General features: G+C 56.0%; 15 protein-coding genes and 2 pseudogenes. 7 read left to right on the top strand and 10 right to left on the bottom strand.

Going from position 1 to position 20,487, the window contains the following annotated elements; genetic code table 11:
• Positions 1-351 precede the first annotated feature (351 nt).
• Complete coding sequence (locus LC417_RS20390; protein WP_158150243.1) at positions 352-2,487, top strand: bifunctional diguanylate cyclase/phosphodiesterase; 2,136 nt, start codon at positions 352-354, stop codon at positions 2,485-2,487.
• Between the two features lie 55 nt (positions 2,488-2,542).
• Here LC417_RS20390 and LC417_RS20385 read toward each other — a convergent pair whose 3' ends face one another.
• Complete coding sequence (locus LC417_RS20385; RefSeq protein ID WP_010671972.1) at positions 2,543-3,127, bottom strand: GNAT family N-acetyltransferase; 585 nt, start codon at positions 3,125-3,127, stop codon at positions 2,543-2,545.
• 258 nt (positions 3,128-3,385) lie between these two features.
• Here LC417_RS20385 and LC417_RS20380 point away from each other — a divergent pair, with 258 nt between their 5' ends.
• Both LC417_RS20380 and LC417_RS20375 read left to right on the top strand, forming a co-directional pair.
• Entirely contained in the window at positions 3,386-3,955 is a 570-nt protein-coding gene (locus LC417_RS20380) for a pyridoxamine 5'-phosphate oxidase family protein (RefSeq protein WP_033786394.1), read from the top strand.
• Positions 3,956-4,241: 286 nt separating this feature from the next.
• Complete coding sequence (locus LC417_RS20375) at positions 4,242-5,720, top strand: YsnF/AvaK domain-containing protein (RefSeq protein WP_033759886.1); 1,479 nt, start codon at positions 4,242-4,244, stop codon at positions 5,718-5,720.
• 213 nt (positions 5,721-5,933) lie between these two features.
• Here LC417_RS20375 and LC417_RS20370 read toward each other — a convergent pair.
• The 3 genes and pseudogenes from LC417_RS20370 to LC417_RS20360 all read right to left on the bottom strand — a co-directional run bounded on the left by LC417_RS20370 (position 5,934) and on the right by LC417_RS20360 (position 7,872).
• Positions 5,934-7,027 (bottom strand): annotated as a pseudogene (locus tag LC417_RS20370) (IS3 family transposase).
• 99 nt (positions 7,028-7,126) lie between these two features.
• Positions 7,127-7,420 carry a DUF1493 family protein gene (locus tag LC417_RS20365; protein ID WP_022624214.1) on the bottom strand — a complete coding sequence of 98 codons (294 nt, stop codon included), beginning with the start codon at positions 7,418-7,420 and terminating at the stop codon, positions 7,127-7,129.
• The gene (locus LC417_RS20360) at positions 7,414-7,872 is read right to left on the bottom strand and encodes an STM2901 family protein (RefSeq protein WP_031292265.1); all 459 of its coding nucleotides are present in this window, start codon (positions 7,870-7,872) and stop codon (positions 7,414-7,416) included. The genes LC417_RS20365 and LC417_RS20360 overlap by 7 nt, the downstream gene beginning before the upstream one ends.
• Positions 7,873-8,535: 663 nt before the next feature.
• Between LC417_RS20360 and LC417_RS20355 the strand changes: the two genes are divergently transcribed.
• Together LC417_RS20355 and LC417_RS20350 are read left to right on the top strand one after the other, a co-directional pair.
• A complete protein-coding gene (locus LC417_RS20355; RefSeq protein ID WP_223566296.1) occupies positions 8,536-11,073 on the top strand; it encodes an excinuclease ABC subunit UvrA in 2,538 nt (845 codons plus the stop codon).
• A gap of 99 nt (positions 11,074-11,172) precedes the next feature.
• Positions 11,173-11,486: pseudogene (locus tag LC417_RS20350) on the top strand (HigA family addiction module antitoxin).
• A 51-nt stretch (positions 11,487-11,537) separates the two neighbouring features.
• On the opposite strand, the gene LC417_RS20345 reads toward LC417_RS20350, so the two are convergent.
• From LC417_RS20345 to budA, 6 genes are all read right to left on the bottom strand, one after another.
• Complete coding sequence (locus LC417_RS20345; RefSeq protein ID WP_223566295.1) at positions 11,538-12,377, bottom strand: MBL fold metallo-hydrolase; 840 nt, start codon at positions 12,375-12,377, stop codon at positions 11,538-11,540.
• A 167-nt stretch (positions 12,378-12,544) separates the two neighbouring features.
• Positions 12,545-13,858, bottom strand: coding sequence for a CitMHS family transporter (locus LC417_RS20340; RefSeq protein ID WP_031292261.1), 1,314 nt, complete (start codon positions 13,856-13,858; stop codon positions 12,545-12,547).
• A gap of 340 nt (positions 13,859-14,198) precedes the next feature.
• A complete protein-coding gene (locus LC417_RS20335; protein ID WP_031292258.1) occupies positions 14,199-15,650 on the bottom strand; it encodes a flagellin in 1,452 nt (483 codons plus the stop codon).
• Positions 15,651-15,855: 205 nt separating this feature from the next.
• Positions 15,856-16,629 (bottom strand): (S)-acetoin forming diacetyl reductase, encoded by a 774-nt coding sequence (locus tag LC417_RS20330; protein WP_050680277.1) that lies wholly within the window; start codon positions 16,627-16,629, stop codon positions 15,856-15,858.
• Between the two features lie 21 nt (positions 16,630-16,650).
• A complete protein-coding gene (gene alsS, locus LC417_RS20325; RefSeq protein WP_010256852.1) occupies positions 16,651-18,330 on the bottom strand; it encodes an acetolactate synthase AlsS in 1,680 nt (559 codons plus the stop codon).
• A gap of 14 nt (positions 18,331-18,344) precedes the next feature.
• Entirely contained in the window at positions 18,345-19,127 is a 783-nt protein-coding gene (budA, locus tag LC417_RS20320; RefSeq protein ID WP_050680278.1) for an acetolactate decarboxylase, read from the bottom strand.
• Positions 19,128-19,231: 104 nt separating this feature from the next.
• Between budA and LC417_RS20315 the strand changes: the two genes are divergently transcribed.
• Complete coding sequence (locus LC417_RS20315; protein WP_010671982.1) at positions 19,232-20,137, top strand: LysR family transcriptional regulator; 906 nt, start codon at positions 19,232-19,234, stop codon at positions 20,135-20,137.
• Between the two features lie 71 nt (positions 20,138-20,208).
• Positions 20,209-20,454, top strand: a complete 246-nt coding sequence (locus tag LC417_RS20310; protein ID WP_010256845.1) for a hypothetical protein — start codon at positions 20,209-20,211, stop codon at positions 20,452-20,454.
• The last annotated feature ends 33 nt before the right edge of the window (positions 20,455-20,487 follow it).

The following is a 20,487-nucleotide window of genomic DNA, read 5'->3' as shown; positions in this document are numbered from 1 at the left end:
GCTAAGCGAGGCGCATTACCGCCTGTCTGATCTGCTCTGGCCAGATAATCCTGGGCGGTCCGCCGCACTCTCTCTGGCAGGCATAACGTGTTAACTGATGCCTCGCTGTCTGCGGTGTCAGCTTTATCGGACTCAGCGCGGCAACCTGTTGCTGCCGGGTTTACTGACGGGCCTTTCTTCCGGCAACGGATCGGCAGCGAACTCTGCGCGTTCTGTCTGATTGAACGTGTCCTCTTTATGCTGTGTCAGGCCAGCCACAGCAGATAACACCAGAGGAGAGTTACGCTGAAACGTCCAGTTTATCATGATGCCGAGGCGGCTCGCCTCGACGCACTTAAGCAGTATCATCTGATGGATTCACCGCCGACCGATGCGCTGGATCGCCTTACTACGCTTGCCGCACGGCTGTTTCGGGTGCCGGTCGCTTTTGTCTCGCTTATCGACGAAAAGCGGCAGTTCTTCGCCTCCCGGTACGGTTTAAATATTTCAGGTACGGCACGCAACGTCGCCTTCTGCCACCATACGCTGGCGCAGGGCGATATCCTCTGCGTGCCCGATACGCTGAAAGATCCGCGCTTCCGCGACAGTCCGCTGGTTCACGGCTACCCCTTTATCCGCTTTTACGCGGGGATCCCGCTTTCGACCCCGGATGGGCATCATATTGGCACGGTCTGCCTGACCGACAGCCATCCTCGTGAGCCGTTAACTGCAGAGGATCGAAAGCATCTGAACGATATTGCTGCCCTGGTGATGGATCGCATGGAGATGCATCGTCTGGAGTTATTGCGCTACACCAGCCAGCAGCGACTCGAGGCGATCTCATCCACTTCGCCTGACGCCATTGTCTGCACCGACCTTCGGCGTGGCATAACCTTCTGGAACCCGGCCGCCACCGCGCTGTTCGGCTACAGCGCAGAGGAGATGCGCGGCCAGTATATCAGCGAGCTGATCCCTGCTCGCTGTCAGACTGACTACCGTAATGAACTGGTCCGGATTACCTCTGACGAAGCAGCTATCTCGCACCCACGCTCTTTGCAGATATGGGGTGTTACGCGTGAAGGTCGTGAATTTCCGGCAGAGGTCTCTTTTTCGGGCTGGCGTGAAGAGGGCGAACGGCTGGTGGGCATGATCATCCGCGATGTCACGGCCCGCTATGAGAGTGAGGCGCGGCTCTGTGAGCTGGCCTCACTGGATATGCTGACACGTCTCGCCAGCCGCAGCGCGTTTATGGATCAGGTCGGCCAGCTGACCAGGGCGGGCGTCCCCTATACGTTACTGATGACCGATCTCGATGGTTTTAAAGAGGTTAACGATACGCTGGGGCATGCTGCAGGCGATGCGTTATTGTGCCACGTTGCCGAACAGATTCGTGCGGTGTGCGCCAGTGCCGTGACGGCTGCGCGCCTGGGCGGTGATGAATTTGTGATCCTGTTAGCGGGCGGCAGCGCAGAGGCGGCGATCACGGCGGAGAAACTGATTGCGGCCGTTCAGACGCCGTTCCGCTATCACGACTCACCGGTGGTGGTCGGTGCCAGCACCGGCATCGCCTCCTATCCGGAGCACGGCAGGGATCCCTCTTCGGTGATGTCCGCCGCTGATCTGGCGCTCTATCGCGCCAAAGCGTCGGGTAAAGGCTGCAGCATGCTGTTTATGCCCGCGTTTCGTGAAGCGGAGCAGCAGCGGCGCCGTTTTGAGCGCGAACTGGAAACGGCGGTGCGGCAGCAGCAGTTCACTCTTTACTATCAGCCCCGCTACGACGTTGAAAGCGGAAAGCTTATTGGCTGCGAGACACTGGTGCGCTGGCAGCATCCGACGCGCGGGCTGCTGTTGCCGGCTGAATTTATCGGCATGCTGGTTAAAAGTCCGCTTTCAGTCACGCTGGGTGAATGGATCATCCGCAGTGCTCTGGCACAGGTCCGGCAGTGGCAGGTTCGCTCTCCTCAGCTTCGCGTCAGCATTAACCTGTTTCCGCGCCAGCTTGCAGGGAACAGCCTGGAGACGGTAATACGTGAGAGTGCCGGAGGCGATGCCGGTTTTGTTGAGCTGGAAGTGGATGAGCCACTGCTGGCCGTGCTGATGCAGGATATGCCGGTCCAGGTTGACGCCGTACGCCGAACGGGAGCTTCGTTCGTTATCGATCATTACGGGCGTACGCTGGGGGCGATTAACCTGCTGCGCTACAGTGTTGTGACGGGTTTTAAAATCGATAAGTCGATGACGCACGAGCTGGATTCCAGCATGCGGGTGCGTATGATGTTCCGGGCCATTACCGCGCTCGGCAAAAGCCTGGGTATCCGGGTGGCCGCCGAAGGCGTGGAAGATAAAGAGCAGATCGCTTTTGTTACGGCCGCCGGATGCGACATTATGCAGGGCAATGGCCTGTGCCAGCCACTGACGCCGGCGGACTTTGAGGCGATGCTGTGCGGAGAGGAGTACTGTGCGCCCGCTATCGCTATCGCCAGCGGTTATGACGTTACGCCACGCTAATCGGTCTGATTGTGGCGAACGGAGCGGAGGATGCCCGACGCTGATGGTCTGCGCCTCAGGGTGAGTGTGCGGGCTGGTATTCCTGTTTCAGCAAGCCGAAGATCCAGTCATCCTGCCACTGGCCGTTGAGGAAAAAGTTCTGCCGCAACGTCCCCTCCTGCACAAAGCCCGCTGAAATCAGGGTCCGGCGTGAGGCCGCATTGCCTGCCGTCACCGTCGCGATCAGTTTGCGGTATTCCTGTTGCTCAAAGCAGAAGGTGATAATGGCATGCAGAGACTCGCTGCCGTAGCCTTTGCCCTGCGCATCTGCGGCCAGAATAAAGCCAAACTCCGCAATACCCTCTCCACGATCGATAAACCCGCAAAAGCCAGCCGGAGCACCGGATGTTTTTTCTCCGATAACCAGACAGAGCCAGTGCCTGCAGCCCTTGTACCAGGCGGGCAGGCGGACATCAAATGAGTGGGTTCTGATCTCTTCAGCGCTGCGCGGATCGCTGATGTACTGCATCACCGATCTATCCTGACTGACTGCCAGATAGAAGGGCCAGTCTTCCTGCCGAAGTGGCCGATAAGTCAGGCGCGGCGAGGTGACTTTCAGCGGTATTTCAGCCGGTACTTTAGCAGACTCTTCAGTTGTCATCGTGCAACTCCCTGCGGATCGGATCTCTGTGGCGATGGCGCAAAATAACACAGAGTGGCTGACTGGCGGGACGCGCTTTTGCCGCTCTGCGAGGTATCCCGCAATCCCGACGCTATTTCACCAGCTCCTGCTCTCGTGCATTGTCCAGCTCCCGCTGCCACATTTGCTCTTATCGCTGCGCTGTCAGGCCTTCTGCCCACTTCATTGCTACGCTTTTAGCCAGATGGCTGAAAATTGATCCTGATGAGAGTAATCCCCATGGAATTGAAAACGTTTGAAACTGGAGCCTGGGCTGCGCTGCAGGAATCTGCAACCGATCCACAGGGTGGATTTCGTTATCTGATGCTCTGTACGGTCGATGCTCTGCTACAACCTCAGGCGCGCACCGTGGTTCTGCGCAAGTGTGCCGACGACCGCCGGATGCTGACATTTCATACGGATGTTCGCAGCCCGAAGTGGCAGGAGATGGCGGCGAATCCGCAGGTCACCGTGCTGGGATATTGCCATCAGCGTCGCCTGCAGTTACGGCTGGCAGGGCGGGTTGCGTGTTATGCGGCGGGAAGTGATGTTGCCCGGGCAGCCTGGCGTGCGTTACCGCAGCACACGCGGCAGACTTACACCGGCGGACCTCCTGGGGAAGCGCGGACAACGGCTAACGAGACGTCTGACGCGACGGCAGCGGAAACCGGGGAATCCCGTTTTGGCGTGGTGATTTTGCAGGCCAGTGTGCTGGACGCCTATCAGCTTCAGCGAAACGAAAATCAGCGCGCCCTGTTTCGCTATTCGGCTAACGGCGAGTTGCAGGAAAGCGAATGGCTCAACCCCTGACCCGATATGCCTGATTCACTTCAGGTCGGGTTAACACCTGATTGATCCTCTTTTTGCGTATGCGATAAAAGAGATTTCACTGTCTGCCGCTTCGTTATCTGATTTTTATCTGCCGTACCGCTTATCCGATTTTAGCACCACGTTATCTTCTTATAATGGCTTTTTTCTGCTTTTTACTGTCTTTTGGCATTGTTTGTGCCAGGCTTTAACTAACCGAAAAGCAGTGACTTATGCTCAAGGTAAAGAAAAGTACAAATGATCGCTCTGTATCACAGGCAGGTTAAACATGAACAATCAACCTCCTGAAAAACCAGGGTCAGAGGGTAGCGACCAGGTGCTAAGCCTGGCGGAGGAAACCGTTGAGGTCTCGAAACAGCGGGTCATCGACGGTCATGTCAGGGTTACCCGACAGGTCACTGAGCATCAGCAGAAGATTGCGCTGATGCTCCGGCATCAGACGGCGGAAATAGAACGCATTCCTAAATCGGAACGGCTGGCTGAGATGCCGGAGATCCGTGAAGAAAATGGCGTTCTGATCATTCCTGTCGTTGAAGAGGAAATCGAGATCGTTCGTCATCTGGTGCTGAAAGAGGAGTGGCATATCCGCAAAGTTGTCAGTGAAGAAGCGACAGAACAGGTTGTTTCCCTGCGCAAACAGCATGCTCACCTGACCCGAACACCCTATTCAGAGCCGTCCGAATCCATCACCGAGGAACACAACATGGCGCGTGAAACAATCGTAACAATGTTCAGCAATATCTCACTGGCAGAGGGTGCAAAGCGTAACCTGATCAAGGCCGGGTTCCTGGATGATGACATTGATATCATCTCCGGTGATCGTTTGCGTACCGAAGGTCAGGAGGCCCGCCACCCTGGCTTCTGGCAACGCCTGTTCGGCAATACGCTGGAGGAGGATCAGGCCGAAGTGTATGAAGACGCGATGCGAACCGGCGGAGTAGTGCTGTCGCTGCGGGCCGATGAAGATGAGTTACCTCGCGCCCTGGGCATCCTTGATGCACATGAAGAACTTACCGAGCGCAGTGCGGCGCTGCCCGATGATTACGCGCCCGGTTACGCGACCAGTGATGGTCTGACTGCACCTGCCAGTGGAACGCTTCAGGATAATGCCGCCGTCGATCCGCTCTCTACCGATCCTGCCCATCGTGGCGCTGCCCGTACTGCCCTGACCGGTGACGAAAGTGACGAGGATGTACTGCGTCTGGCCGAGGAGCGACTGGAAGTGGGTAAACGTCTGGTCAGTGAAGGTTCAACCCGCGTTCGTCGCTACACTGTCACCGATCAGGTCTCAGAAAATGTCTCGCTGCATGAGCAGCACGCCGCAATCTTCCGTCGTCCGGTGAATGAATCAGGTTCACCCACCCATGTTGACTGGTCTGAAAAAACTGTCGAAGTGGAAGAGACGCATGAGCAGCCCGTGATTAATAAGACCGCGGAGATCATTGAAGAGGTGGTGTTACGCAAAGAGACAAGCGATCGGGTTGAAACTATCAACGATTCGGTACGCCGTCAGGAAGTGGATATTGACCATGCCAGTACAGATCCTCTCGGCGCAGACCGGCTGACCGGGAATCGTACTGTGGCCGATCCGTTGCTTGAAAGCACACGTCAGGCCCGCGCTGACCACGACACCCGTCCGGTAACGCCAGGCAGCGAGCCAGCGCATAAAGAGGGTTTCGCGGAAAAGGCCGGTGATAAAATCGCGGAAGCGAAAGAGAAAGTCGAAGACAAGTTTAAAAAGCCGTAATACCGGAGCGGTGATTGTCGCCTTCTATGCCTGAAAACCCGTCGCAGACGGGTTTTTTTCATAAATCACACTGAAATTCTGTAGGCAATTTAATGGCATCACTTAGACCTGACACCCGTTGACGGAGAATGGCCACATTGAAAGTTGTATAGAGCTCTCGTCTTAAGTGTGTGTACGTTATTCGTGACCTGCCCCTAGTATTAGATACAACGATCAGTTAGTAATGTCGGTTTGTTCACCTTCTGATTTTCCATTTCTCCAGCCTGCTGCAAATTCAGACGGCGTCTGGTAATTCAGCGATGAATGAGGTCTGGACTCGTTATAGTCCTGCCGCCAGTCATTAATGATTTTCCGGGCATGAACAATATCGCTGAACCAGTGTTCATTCAGGCATTCATCGCGAAAGCGTCACTTAAAACTCTCAATAAATCCGTTCTGTGTCGGTTTACCGGGCTGAATAAGCCGCAGCTCCACGCAATGCTCAAAGGCCCATTGGTCAAGTGCTCTACAGTTAAACTCCGGCCCCTGGTCAGTTCTTATCGTAGCCGGATATCCGCGAAACAGCGCAATACTGTCCAGAATATGCGTGACCTGCACGCCTGAAATCCCAAAGGCAACAGTGACAGTCAGGCATTCCTTTGTGAAGTCATCGACGCAGTTAAGGCACTTGATCCTGCGACCGGTGGCCAGTTCATCCATGACGAAATCCATTGACCAGGTCAGATTGGGCGCATCCGGGCGAAGCAGCGGAAGCCGCTCAGTCGCCAGACCCTTACGACGTCGTCTGCGCTTCACACTCAGGCCGTTAAGGTGATAAATGCGGTATACCCGCTTGTGGTTGACGTGAAGGCCCTCACGACGCAATAACTGCCAGATCCGCCGGTAACCAAAGCGACGGCGTTCAGGTGCCAGCTCTGTGATGCGTAGAGATAGCTGCGCGTCAGCAGCCGGACGCTGAGCTGAATAACGGCAGGTTGAAAGAGACAGACCTGCCAGCCTGCAGGCACGACGTTGCGACAGACCCGTTGCATCACATATGACTTCCACGGCTTCCCGCTTCTGGTCTGTCGTCAGAACTTTCGACCCAAAGCCACCTGAAGCGCCTCCTTATCCAGCATGGCTTCGGCGAGCAGCTTCTTAAGGCGGACGTTCTCCTCTTCAAGTAACTTAAGCCGCTTTACCTCAGGGACTTCCATGCCGCCAAACTTCTTGCGCCAGGTGTAGAAAGTAGCGTCTGAAATAGCATACTTACGGCAGAGTTCCCGTGCAGAAACCCCGGCTTCGGCCTCGCGGAGGATACTGATGATCTGTTCGTAGGAAAACGCTTCTTCATGGGGATGCCCTCATGTGGCTTATGAAGACATTACTAACATCGGGGTGTACTAATCAACGGGGAGCAGGTCATATCAGTCATAGCACCATCGCCTGGCACGGGCTGACTCGATTACCATCCCGATAGTAAGAGGGATGGCCTCGCGCGGGTTTTTTGGATAGTAGAGGCTGAAAGTCACCAGATCAGAATCCATTCCAAACGCATCGAAGACGTTCTGAAGGCATTCCGCAGCGTCCTCCGGGTCAAGCTTCATGTCCTGATTAAGCGACATCTCTGGCGTGAGTGTTTTTTTCCGGAACGTAAGCAGCGATCGGCCGTTCCACGGCTCAATGAGTGCCATTACGCGTGCCTGTGTGTCATCTACCATAACTTATCCTCCCCGCGAGCGATGGCATTGTACAGTCTGACCGAATTGAAACTGATATCGGCAACGTCTCTTGCCAGAATCACCCAGCCCACGACGGGTATCGCCCGACCAACAAAGGTGCTGAGCTTATGCGTAAAAAGGATACGCGCGGTCCGGGGCGGGTATCCCCCTACGATGGTGGGGAGCTGTATGCCGAAAGGAAACTTGGCGTTAGGGAATACTCTGCGTGCTGCCCGTGAGGCATAGGAGGTACCCTTGAGAGCATCGCGCGGTTTGGTGCGGGTAGTCAGGACATTACGTCCAGACAGGATGGCCACGATCGCTCCGAAGTCATCAATGCCCAGCTGTTCAGCGACTTCTTCACAGAAAATCATGAAAAAGAGCTCACCAGCGGTGAGGTTCGGTCTACCTGCGTAGAAATAGGTGTTATTGAGTTCTTCAGTCGTATCCACTGCCAGCTCCCACAAGTTCACTTCATTCATCATCCTGATGCTTTTTAAACAATACCTCGCGCGTTCATGCTTGACAACCTGACGGTCTGGGACAGGATAATAAAAAACGGTAATTTCACCTCATCTCCATGCACGCACTCGCGGCATCATTTCAGAAATGGGCATGGTTTCGCTATCCTTATGTCTTAAATGATTTTTTATGCCGTCAGCGCGCTGAATAACGGGAGCGGGGCGTCATCAGGCACTCTGGGGTGCATACCTGGCCATAGAGAGATAAAGGTTATAGAAAGGTTCCTGGGGTATTAAACATTTCCCATTGTCTATATCCATACCTTACATAGACCTGCATTTATCGATACCACAGGAATCTACATCAGAGTCACATAAGCGATTTGCTAGTGATGGCTTTGCCTTATTTAAGTTTGCTCCAGGGTTTTCTTAAGAGATAAGAAGGCTTCCTGTACATGCTGGTTACCAGTCTGTGCTGCCACGAAGCGATGAACCCCCCTCGCGTTGTGCAGACCGCGATCCCTGACTACCCTTGCTGTTGTTTCTATTCCCAAAGCGGGCCGGATAGCCTGAACGCCGGATTAGCATCTGCAATTTTTAGTCATTAACGGCAGGCGATCGTGAATCTGCCGTGCATTATCAATCAGGGAAATCATGACAGAACAACGCAACGCCGATCATTACCTCGCTGATGAGCACATTGATCCTTATATCTCGGTACAGGGTGCAAGAACACATAATCTCAAAGATGTTTCGTTGCGATTTCCCCGCAACGCCATGGTGGTGTTCACCGGGGTTTCAGGCTCCGGTAAATCGTCCCTCGCCTTTGATACCCTCTATGCGGAAGCCCAGCGCCGGTTTATCGAGTCGGTGTCGCCACATGCGCGTCGTCTGATCGATCAGGCTGCTGCACCGGATGTGGATAATATTGACGGACTTCCACCCGCGGTGGCGCTTCAGCAGAGCCGGGCTGGCGCGCAGGAGCGTTCAACGGTGGGCAGCCTCACCCGGATTTCTGTCACGCTGCGTCTGCTGTTTTCCCGTGCGGGCGTAAGGCCTGAAGGCGTTCCCTTTATGACCGCCGATTTTTTCTCGCCTAACAATCCTGAAGGTGCCTGTCCGCATTGCCAGGGACTGGGAAGAGTGCACACCGTTAAAACCGAGTCGATGGTGCCGGATAGCTCACTGAGCATCCGCCAGGGAGCTATCGCTTCCTGGCCCAGAGGCTGGCATAACAAAAATCTGCGCAGCATCCTTGAGACGCTCGGCTACGATGTTGATGCGCCCTGGAATACGCTTTCAGCCCGTGATCAGCAGTGGATACTGCTGACTGACGAACAGCCATCGGTGCCGATTTTTGTCGGTCTGAATGCTGAGCAGCGCGAAAACGCGCTGGCGGCGGGCGAAGAGCCGGCTTATACCGGCACGTACACCAGTGCAGCAAAAATCGTGCTGCAGAGTTATTCGGGTGGCAGCGAGACGACGAAGAAACGGCTGGCGCGCTTTGTGACGGTCACTCCCTGTTCTGAATGCCACGGTAAAAGGCTAAACCGGGATGCGCTGTCCGTGACCTTTGCCGGTCATGACATTGCCAGCCTGAGTGAGCTGTCGGTCTCTGAGCTCGCTGAACTGCTGAAGCCTTATGCGCGTGGCGCATCACCGGACCTGCCGGCAGAGGCGGCACTGCGTGAGGCGGTCATCCGGATGGCGTCGGATATCTGTATGCGGCTTGAGCAGCTGGAAACGCTGGGTCTGGGTCATCTGGCGCCGGGACGCCGTACCACCGTACTCTCATCCGGCGAGCTGCAGCGCGTGCGTCTGGCCACCCAGCTGATATCGCGGCTGTTTGGCGTGCTTTATGTGCTGGATGAGCCGTCAGCCGGGCTGCATCCCGATGATGTCAAATCGCTGCTCGCATCCCTGAAGAACCTGGTGCGTGCCGGTAATTCGCTGGTGGTCGTCGAACATAATATTGACCTCATCGCCGAGGCAGACTGGCTCATTGAGGTCGGCCCCGGCCCGGGAACGCATGGCGGCGAGATCGTCTATAACGGCGAACCAGCAGGGCTTGAAGAAGTCAGTGCGTCACCCACCTCGGGCTATCTTTTCTCACGAAACTATACCGGGCTGCGCCAGCGCCGGCCCGCAGAGAGCTGGCTCTGCTTTGAACAGGTCTATTGCAACAATATTGCCGGAGTGGATATCGCCATCCCTCTGGGGAGAATGACGGCCGTCACCGGCGTGTCCGGCTCCGGAAAATCGACGTTGCTGAATCGCGTGCTTCCGGAAATGCTCGGACGTTTTGACAAAACGCCTGACATCGAGGAGGGCGAGGAAGAGGATCTGGTGCCGCACGTTAAGGGTCAGGTTGTCAGCGGAAGTGACGCCATCGGCCGATTGGTCAGAATCGATCAGCGTCCTATCGGCCGGACACCACGCTCAAATCTGGCCACTTACACCGGATTTTTCGATATCGTCCGCAGGCTGTTTGCAGACACCGACGCGGCGAAAGCCAAAGGCTTCAGCGCCAGCCGGTTTTCCTTTAATCTGCCAGCCGGACGCTGTCCTGCCTGTGAAGGGCAGGGACAGATTTCGATTGAGCTGCTCTTCATGCCGAGCGCTACCGCAACCTGTTCCGTCTGCGCGGGTAGCCGTTATAACCCCGAAACGCTGGAGGTAAAGTGGAACAACCTGACGATAGCGGATGTGCTTGATCTGACCGTGGACGACGCCACTGAGGTGTTTCATGGGCATGACGGGATCCAGCGTTCGCTTAAGGCACTAACGTCGCTGGGGCTGGGATATCTGACGCTGGGTCAGCCCGCCACTGAACTCTCTGGCGGCGAGTGCCAGCGTATCAAGCTTGCCTGGGAGCTGCAGCGGGTCCAGCGTACGCCCACGCTTTATCTGCTTGATGAACCGTCGACAGGATTGCACCCGTCTGACATGGATAAGCTGCTGGTAGTGCTGGATGAACTGGTGAAGCGTGGTCATACCGTAATTATGGCGGAACACAACATGCGCATAGTGGCAGAGGCGGACTGGGTGATTGATCTGGGTCCCGGCTCGGGTCTTAAAGGAGGAAGGGTTGTCTCCTGCGGCTCACCGGAAGAGGTCAGCGCATCTGAAGAGAGTCTGACTGCACCCTGGCTTTCCGCACAGCTGAAAAAGAGGGCGGGCGATCCGGAGTAAGCGGGCGGTAGAGATATCTTCCGCTGAAGGTGATGTAGTCTGAGGGCTCAGGGGCTGGCTTCAAAGCCCGTCAAATCTCAACCTTGAGGATTATCACTGATGGCAATGTTTAATCCGCCACACCCTGGTGGCCTGATAGCGGAATATCTCGAAGATAACGACATCAGCCTGCGCAGTCTGGCTAAACAGCTGGGCGTTTCCGCAGCTTCGCTTAGCAAAGTGGCTAGCGGTAAAGCCTCCGTCAGCCCGGAAATGGCTGTACGGCTGGAGGCGGGCCTGGGTATGCGGCACGGCTCTGGTTATCCATGCAGGCCGCATGTGATCTGCATAAGGCGCGAGAAACTACAGATGTTTCCGGCGTTCCTCTGCATCCAGGGATCGTAGCATCATTATTGCGGGACGAGACGGTATAGTTCTCGCCCCGAAGCGGCTTTCCTCATCGCCAAAACAAACCTTTTATCTCATCAGCGCAGCGGCGCATTAACCTGTAATGCATCCAGCTCACGGGCATCATGACTGCAAAAAAAGGTGATTTCGCCGCCGCGCTGGCAGGAGAGCTCACGCAGTCGCTGCTGATTGTGTCGTCTGGCCACGTTATCCATGCCCATCATCCACTGGTAAAAGCGCAGTCCCGGCGTGCAGTGTCGCGTCTGCTGCCGCATTTCGCCGCGGTAAAACCAGGCATCGCCGCCGTGCAGCAGCCAGCCATCGGGTTGCTGAATCGCGATACCCGCGTGACCCGGCGTATGGCCCGCCAGCGGCACCAGCAAAATCTCCGGCGGTAAGTCACGCAGGCGATTAACCGCCTCAAAACCAAACCACTTTTCTCCCTGCGGCTGATAGGTCTCCCAGTTGCTGATCCCACCCCATTGTCCGGGCCGGTAACGTTCCCGTGACAGCCAGCTATGACGCTGATGCGCGGTATCAACCTCCTGCTGCAACAGATGGATTCGCGCCTGCGGAAAATCGGTCAGTCCGCCAGCATGATCAAAGTCGAGATGGGTCAGAATAATATGCCGCACATCCTCAGCCCGGAAACCCAGTGACGTAACCTGTGACAGTGCGGTGAGATCATCACGGCGCTGAATATTGTTTAATGCGCGGAAAAAGCCGGACAGGCGGCTGCCGGGCGCATGGATATCCAGGCGACCAAAGCCGGTATCCACCAGCACCAGCCCGTCGCGATCCGTCTCAATCAACAGACAGTGACAGACCAGATGTGCTTTCAGGTCTTTACTGAATCCATCATAGAACGCGCCGCCCAGCGGACACATACAGCCACAGTTAAGGTGGTGAATTTTCATCGGGCCTCCATAGGGGCAATGGGGATATCTCTGAGAGACTACGGCCTGTCCGGCGCGTAGCACATCAGCCTGGCTATAGAGTGTAGAGAGGGATGACGCAGTAGGCGGAGCGGTGAAGCGGATAACCGGGCAAAATTGCCGGTTATCCGCCAGAAAGCATAGGATTATCAGGTGTGGAACAGCGGGAAAGCACCGGTCAGCAGACCGCCTGCCATCAGCACCAGACTGACCAGAATCCCCCACTTAATTGCAAAGCGCTGGTGGTCGCCGATGTCGACTTTCGCCAGACCCACCAGCAGGTAGACTGACGGCACCAGCGGACTCAGCAGGTGGAATGGCTGGCCGACAATAGAAGCGCGGGCAATCTCTTCTGCGGTAATGCCGTAGCTGGCCGCCGTCTGGGCGATAACCGGCAGAATGCCGAAGTAAAAGGCATCATTCGACATAAAGAAGGTAAACGGCAGACTGACCAACGCGGTGAACACCGCCAGGAAAGGGCCGAAGCTGGGCGGGATCACAGCCAGCAGACTCTTCGCCATGGCGTCAACCATGCCGGTGCCGGAGAGAATGCCGGTGAAAATACCGGCGGCAAAAATTAATGCGGTCACCGCCAGCACGTTACCGGCATGGGAGCTGATGCGGGCTTTCTGCTCCTCCAGCGTGGGATAGTTGAGCATCACCGCAATCGCAAACGCCAGCATAAACAGGATCTGAATCGGCATTAAACCAATCACCAGCAGCACCAGCAGCACGGTGGTCAGGATGAAGTTAGGCCAGAACATTTTCGGACGGCGATTGGCTGCGCACTCTTCGGCATCGCCCAGCCCCAGCTCAATGTTGTCGAGATGGTGATCTTTCATGGTCATCACGCCAAGACGCTTACGCTCACGCAGGCCAAACAGCACCGCCATTGCCACCAGGCTGGCACAGGCCAGCAGCATGGCTGGCAGCATCGGAATAAAGATATCGAGGGCGTCAATGCGCAGTGCCGCCGCGGCACGGGCTGTCGGGCCACCCCAAGGGGAGAGGTTCATGATGCCGCTGGCAAGGTTCACCAGACAGGTCATCATCAGCACGTTCATGCCCAGCCGGTGATAGAGCGGCAGGAATGCGGCAATGGCAATCATGTAAGTGGTAGAGCTGTCACCATCCAGAGAAACCAGCAGCGTTAGTACCGCCGTTCCGACCAGCACTTTCAGGGGGTCACCGCGCACCATCCGAAGAATAAAGCGCACCAGTGGGTCAAACAATCCGGCATCGATCATCAGACCGAAATAGAGAATGGAGAAGGTCAGCATCACGCCGGTAGGGGCCAGCTTTTTGACGCCGTCCAGCATCATGGCGCCCAGACCTGCGTAAAAACCGCCAATCAGCGCAAATATGGTTGGTATCAGGATCAGCGCAATCAAGGCTGACATGCGTTTGGTCATGATCAGATACATGAAGCAAACAACCATGGAAAAACCCAGTATCGTCAGCAAATTAACAGCCCTCGCAATGGCGGAAAAGTAATGAAAAAGTTACATACCGGCAGGAAAATTCAGGTAATTACTTAGCGTGGTAATGATTAACCTGTTGTTTTAATTAACCCTGCATTCAAAGATGATAATAAATAGTTGTCAGTATTTAGCATTTCTTTAACAAAGAAGGGTGATCATGATCATCTTTAAACGGTTCTTAAACGAGATTGTGTGACTGAGATCAAAGGGTGTCGAAGTGTAACCGGGGTTTCGAGCCAGCTGAGGCTGAATCAGGCGGGTAGTAGAGTGGTGGAGAAACAGGGTAACCGGCTGAGCCATGATGCTCAGCCAGTTAACGTTATTAGCTGCCTAACAGCTGAATAATCATCTCAGGGGTTTTATTCGCCATTTTGCTGACGGCCGTCTGACCCTGCTGAATAATCTGGCTGCGTGCCAGCTGGCTTGCTTCTTCAGCATAGTCCGCATCCTGTATGCGGCTGCGAGCCGCTGAGGTATCCACGCCCTGCTGCGATAACACATTACGGTTCGATTCGTAACGGTTGATCTTTGCGCCATAGGTCGACTGATAACCGCTGATCTTCTCGAGCGCGCTATCCAGTGCTTTCATGGTGGTTGAGATATCGCCCTCTGTAAGCAGCGTTGTGTTGTTCAGCCCCAGCGTTTTGGTATCCGATGGCGTTGCCGGAATAGTATCCGACTGGATCGGCTGACCGTAATCGGCGCTGGTGACCACCTCCATAGGTTCGCTCTTCTTCGGCGGCGTCGCAGGCACACCTTTGGGTTCCGGCAGATTTCCCCAGGTCAGATTACCGGTGAAGGAGCCATTGCCCACCACCACCACAATCAAATCCTCGCTGACGGTATCCAGCGTGATGCGCTCAAGCCGGTTACTGGTGATGGTGCCGTTGTTGAAATCGCCGCTGGCGACATCCTCATAGCGATCGCCGTCACCGCTGTAAGTGATGTTCATACCGTTGTAGGTGCTGCTGTTACTGCCCGCCAGCGTCCAGCTCGGGCCGCCCTCCAGCAACTGCGAGCTGTCATAAGCCGCACCGCTGGCAAATCCGTTACTGCTGGTCAGCAGGCGACTATCCGCGGTAGCCGCATTAGTGATGCTTTTGCTGGCCCAGGTGTAATCAGGCGCACTGCCGTCCAGTGGTGTACCGACCAGGTGCTTACCGTCGCGGGTAAAGAGCTGGAGATCGTCATCCATACCCAGCGAATCAATCGTGATGCTTATCGCTGTCGAGCCTGCCGGGATATAGGCCAGCGGGATCACGCCAGAGGTAAAGGAGTAATTCTTGCCCGGCACCGGAAACTTCGTGTTGATAGGGTCAACGTTACCCAGCTTCGCAGGCGGTAGATCGGGATTATTCGTCGCCAGTGGATAGCGGCCAAAAATCTCAGTGTGGTCTGCCACTTCATTGATGCCTGCCATAATCTGCTGATACTGGCCGTTGATGCTCTGTCGATCGGCGTCCGACAGCGTGCCGTTGGCTGCCTGGACCGACAGGGTGCGCGCCTGGATCAGCAGATCGACGATGCTGCCAAGGCCGCCACTGGCGGTCTGGGAATAGCTGATGGCGTCATTGAGGCCACGCGCTACCACCGCATCGGCATTAATATTGGCCGTCATGCGGTTGGCAATCGCCTGACCTGCCGCGTCATCTTTGGCACTGTTAATTCTCATCCCTGATGATAACCGTTCAACCGTTCGTCCCAGAACAGAGTCAGTGCTGTACCGCGTTTTGTTCGTAATCGCGGCGGTTTCGTTATGGTTGATCGTTAACATGGTCGCTTCGAACAGGGAGAGGAGTCTCTGTTTTATCGGCAGGGTGATAAGCAGCTTTAATCTCTGTGGCGACAAAAAGGCAGGAAATACGGGGGCAGACGGTCAAGAGGCTGATGGTTAACCGCTTTTCAGATAAAAAAAATTAACGGTTCAACCCGGTCAGGAAAAACGCCTGCCACGCGATGACGCAGCAGGCGAACGAAGATCAGTTAAACACCATGCCGCCATCAATCAACAGCGACTGACCGGTCATGTAATCGGAATCGGGACTGGCCAGGTAGGCGACGCAGGCAGCCACATCTTCCGGTTCAGAAAGACGTCCCAGCGTAATGCGTTTCGCAAATTCCTCGGTGCCGTAGCCGGCGGGCTTGCCGGCTGCTTCAGAGATCTGGCGGTCGATCTCTTCCCACATCGGTGTTCTGACAATGCCAGGGCAGAAGGCGTTAACCGTGATGCCGGCAGGTGCCAGATCGCGCGCAGCGGTCTGCGTCAGGCCGCGCACGGCAAACTTACTGGAGCTGTAAACTGCCAGCTCCGGATTACCGACATGACCCGCCTGAGAACAGGCGTTGATGATTTTGCCGCCGTGACCTTCTGCAGCAAACGCTTTAATCGCGGCCTGCATGCCCCAGATCACTCCTTTGACATTGACGTTGTAGACCTTGTCGACCACCGCTTCGGTGATCTCAGCAATCGGCGTGGAGGGCGCAATACCGGCATTATTGACGATGACGTCAAAGCCGCCCAGCGTGCGGCGCGCCTCTTCTACCGCTTCTATCACCTGATCACGTTGCGAGACATCGACTTTCAGCGCAATCGCTTTGCCACCCTGCTGGTTGATCTTCTCCGCGACCTGGCGTGCGGTCTCCTGATTAAAATCGGCTACTGCAACCGCCAGTCCATCTTTCGCCAGACGCAGGGCGATCGCTTCACCAATGCCCTGGCCTGCGCCGGTCACAAATGCCACTCTGTTTTTCATCATGATTTCCTTTTTGAGAAATTAAAGAAGCTGGCTCAGATGCAGCTGACCCATCAGCAGCGGGTTGTCGGTGTAATCGACCGGCACCGCGACCACGGCGGGCCCCTGAACATCCATCGCTTTACGCAGCGTCGGCTCCAGCTCTGCCGCACTGGTCACCGCAAAGCCCGCTGCCCCAAACGCTTCGGCATAGGCTTTGAAATCGACCGGCCCAAAATTGACGCCCGAGACGCGGTGATATTTTTTCTCTTCCTGCATCGCCACCATGTTGTAGGCGTTATCGACCCAGACGATGTGCAGAATGTTGGCTTTTAAGCGGACGGCAGTTTCCAGCTCCATGCTGGATTGCAGGAAACCACCATCGCCGGAAACTGAAACCACTTTGCGCTGCGGCTCGACCAGCCAGGCACCAATCGCCCACGGCAGGGCCACACCCATCGTCTGCTGACCGTTGGAGATCATGATCTGACGGGCGCGGAAGCTGTAGAGGTAGCGGGCGATCCAGATGTGGAAGCTGCCCATATCGACGGTAAGGCTGACGTCACTGTTAATAATGTCCTGCATGGCGCGGACAATGCGCAGCGGATGCAGAGCAAACTGATTGAGGCTGGCACCCTGCATCGCCAGCAATTTGCGCTGCTGCTGACGATCCTCAAGGATGGTGGCGGCTTCCGGGGTCAGCTGGAGTGGGGCAGTGATGCGCGCGGCGAGTTTACGCACTGTGGCCGCGATATCACCCACCAGTTCTGCGTCCGGCAGATAGCGGTTGTCGGTCTCAGCGGGTATTACGTCGATATGAATCAGGGTGGCGTTACCGCTGTTCCACATCGCCGGTTCATATTCCACCGGGCTGTAGCCGATGGTGACGATCAGGTCAGCCTGTTGCAGCAGCCTGTCGCCCGCCTGGTTGTTAAACAGCCCGACGCGCCCGGCGAAGCGTGAGAAGTGATCCTGTCTGACCGCTCCTGCTGCCTGATAGGTGCTGGTAACCGGAATGTGACTGCGTGTCAGCAGCTCATGAATCGCTTCGCTGTTCTCTGTCTGGCTCGCCATTAATCCCAGCAGGATGACCGGATTTTTAGCCCCGGCGATGGCCTCGCTGACGGCGTCGATCATTGAGTCAGGTGCGGCGCCCAGTACAGGGCGGCCTTTGCTGCTCAACGCTTTGCCGGTAACCGGCTGATCGACAATATCCTGTGGCAGGCTGATAAAGGCACCGCCGCCCCGGCCATGTTCGGCGTGGCGAAACGCATTCGACAGGCATTCAGAAAGTGCAGCGGGGTCGGTGACCTCAACCGCATATTTAGTGATTGGGCGAAACATTGAAACCGTGTCCATGCTCTGATGAACCTGCTTGGCGCTGTCGGAGCGCTTCACCTGACCGCCGATAGCCACCACCGGATCGCCTTCGCTGGTGGCGGTGGCCATGCCGGTGATCAGGTTGGAGCAGCCCGGCCCGGAGGTGACCAGCGCCACGCCCGCATTGCCGGTAAGGCGGCCCACTGCGGCGGCCATAAATGCAGCGTTAGCTTCGTGGCGAACCGGGATGGTCTGGATGGAGGAATCCAGCAGTGAGTCGAAGACTTTATCAATTTTTGCGCCAGGAATGCCAAAGACGTGGCGGACGCCCTGTGCCTCAAGTTGCGCCACCACCAGGTCAGCGCCACAAGTCCAGAGTGTGGTATCGGTTGGAGTTTTCATCGTCATTCCTCTGATTAGCTTTCTACCGCACGAATCGCGGCGTCAAGATTGGCGGGGTTCAGGTCGGCATTGAGAAAATCGCTGTCCTGCGGCAAATCCACGACCAGCTTGCTGATGGCACCAAAGGTCAGGGTGCCCTGTTCCAGCGCATAGTCGAGAATGTGGCCGCCGCCTTCGCGGTCGTCGGTAATAAAATGTTCGTGATAGCCCGCAACGTTAATGCCCTGCATATATTGCGGTGTACGGAATCCGATCAGTTCGCCCGCGCGCTGGCTGAAGGCAAAGGTCGGCTGATCGCCCAGCACTTCCGGCATTGAGCGATAGGGACGACACTGGCATGGCACGGTGCGGGTCTCGACGCGACTGAAACGACCGCTGATGCGCAGCGCGCAGAACTGGTTATCGGAGGTGATTTCGTTGTCGATCACCTGATGGATCGCCTCACGCGACATCGGCCGGTCAAATTCATACATATGCTGCGGTTTAAAAAAGGTCATCACGGCGAACGGAGTTTTCTGCGCCGGATCGGCCGGGTGCGCGCTGCCGTCGGCGTGCAGCTGATAGACCTTGCTGTCAAACGCGATCATCTCGCCATCCAGCCGGTTAAAGGTACCCAGGCCGAAATCCCCTTTACGCAGCAGGTCGGCAATACGGACATTGCCGTCGTAAACGCCGCTCAGCAGCGCACTCATTAAAGAGGTCTGATAGATAACGCTTTCTGGTGCATCCTGTGAAAGCTTCAGGACAGTATGTTTTAGTTGATCCTCACAGGAACAATCAGTTACACAATTGCTCATTTGATGCCTCATCGATTAACCGTTAAGCCGTGTTAACCTAATGGTGAACCGATTCAGTCGGTGGGTCCAATAGCGAAACCTGTTAACTTTGAGACGTTTTTGATATGGAACTTCGCCACCTGCGTTATTTTGTTGCCGTAGCCGAGACGCTTCACTTCACTCGTGCCGCCGAGATACTGGGCATATCGCAGCCGCCGCTGAGTCAGCAGATACTGCGGCTGGAGCAGGAAATTGGCACACCGTTGCTGAAGCGCCTGACGCGCGGAGTGGAACTCACCGAAGCGGGCGAAGCGTTTCTGGCGGATGCCCGGCAGATTGTGCAACTGGCCGATCAGGCGCTGGAGAACGCACGCGGTATTGCGCGCGGGATCAGTGGTCAGCTGTCGCTGGGCTTTGCCAGCTCGGTGGCGTTTAATCCACGCATCTTCACCCTGATCCGCCAGTTTAAAGAACGTTATCCGGCGATGGAGCTTCTGACCCGCGAAGAGAATATGTCTCTGCTGATGCAGGATTTACAGGAGGGATTACTGGATGCCGCTTTTATCCGGCTGCCGTGTGAAAGCAGCAAGTCATTTAATCTGCGCGTCATCTCCACCGAGAAAATGCTGATTGCGCTGCCGCGCTGCCATCCCCTCAGCGGCACACCCACCGTGGCACTATCCGCGCTGGCGGAAGAAACCCTGGTGATCTTCCCGCGCGACGTCTCGCCCAGCCTGTATGAGTTGATTGTCACTGCCTGTCTGCGGGCGGGCTTTTCGCGCCACACTTTTCAGCAGGCTCCACAGATCACTACGTCGCTGGGCATGGTGGCGGCGGGCTGCGGGATTGCGCTGGTGCCGGAGTCGATGCGCTGCGTCGATAACCCCGGGGTCAGCTTCTGCGATATCGAAAACAACACGCTATTTACGGATGTTGCCTTTGCCTGGCGTCGGCTTCACCCGTCAAAAGCAGTACTGCACCTGCTGGCGCTGCTGGCAGAACAGCCTGCCGCACCAGGCGAAGCGGGTTGATAAGCGCCAGCTATTGAACTGAAAACAATAACCAACTGGCGGCCAGGGACCGGGATGCCAATAATCGGTGCATGACTACATACCGCGTAAGAGTCGGGTTTCACAACCCGTCAGCCCTGACATTCAGGCAACTGGATGAAATTCTGGAGCCGCAGCGATTCTGGAGAACAGATTCTGCGGGCGGCCAGTTCCGCTATTTCATGGAGTATGAGTACCAGTCTGACGTGCGCGATCTCTGCTCGGTCTGCTCGCTAGCCTACAGTCAGGCCTGCAAAGTCAGAAAGTGCCCGCTGATTCTGGTCGAGGTGATGAACTGATCCTTTCCGGCGATCCCGCCGTTCTCAGCACGG

The sequence above is a fragment of the Pantoea sp. OVA07A genome (genome assembly GCF_019969975.1).
Taxonomy (GTDB): Bacteria; Pseudomonadota; Gammaproteobacteria; order Enterobacterales; family Enterobacteriaceae; genus Pantoea; species Pantoea agglomerans.
The sequence above is the reverse complement of the archived record's forward strand: the minus strand, read 5'-3'. Positions and strand labels throughout refer to the sequence as shown.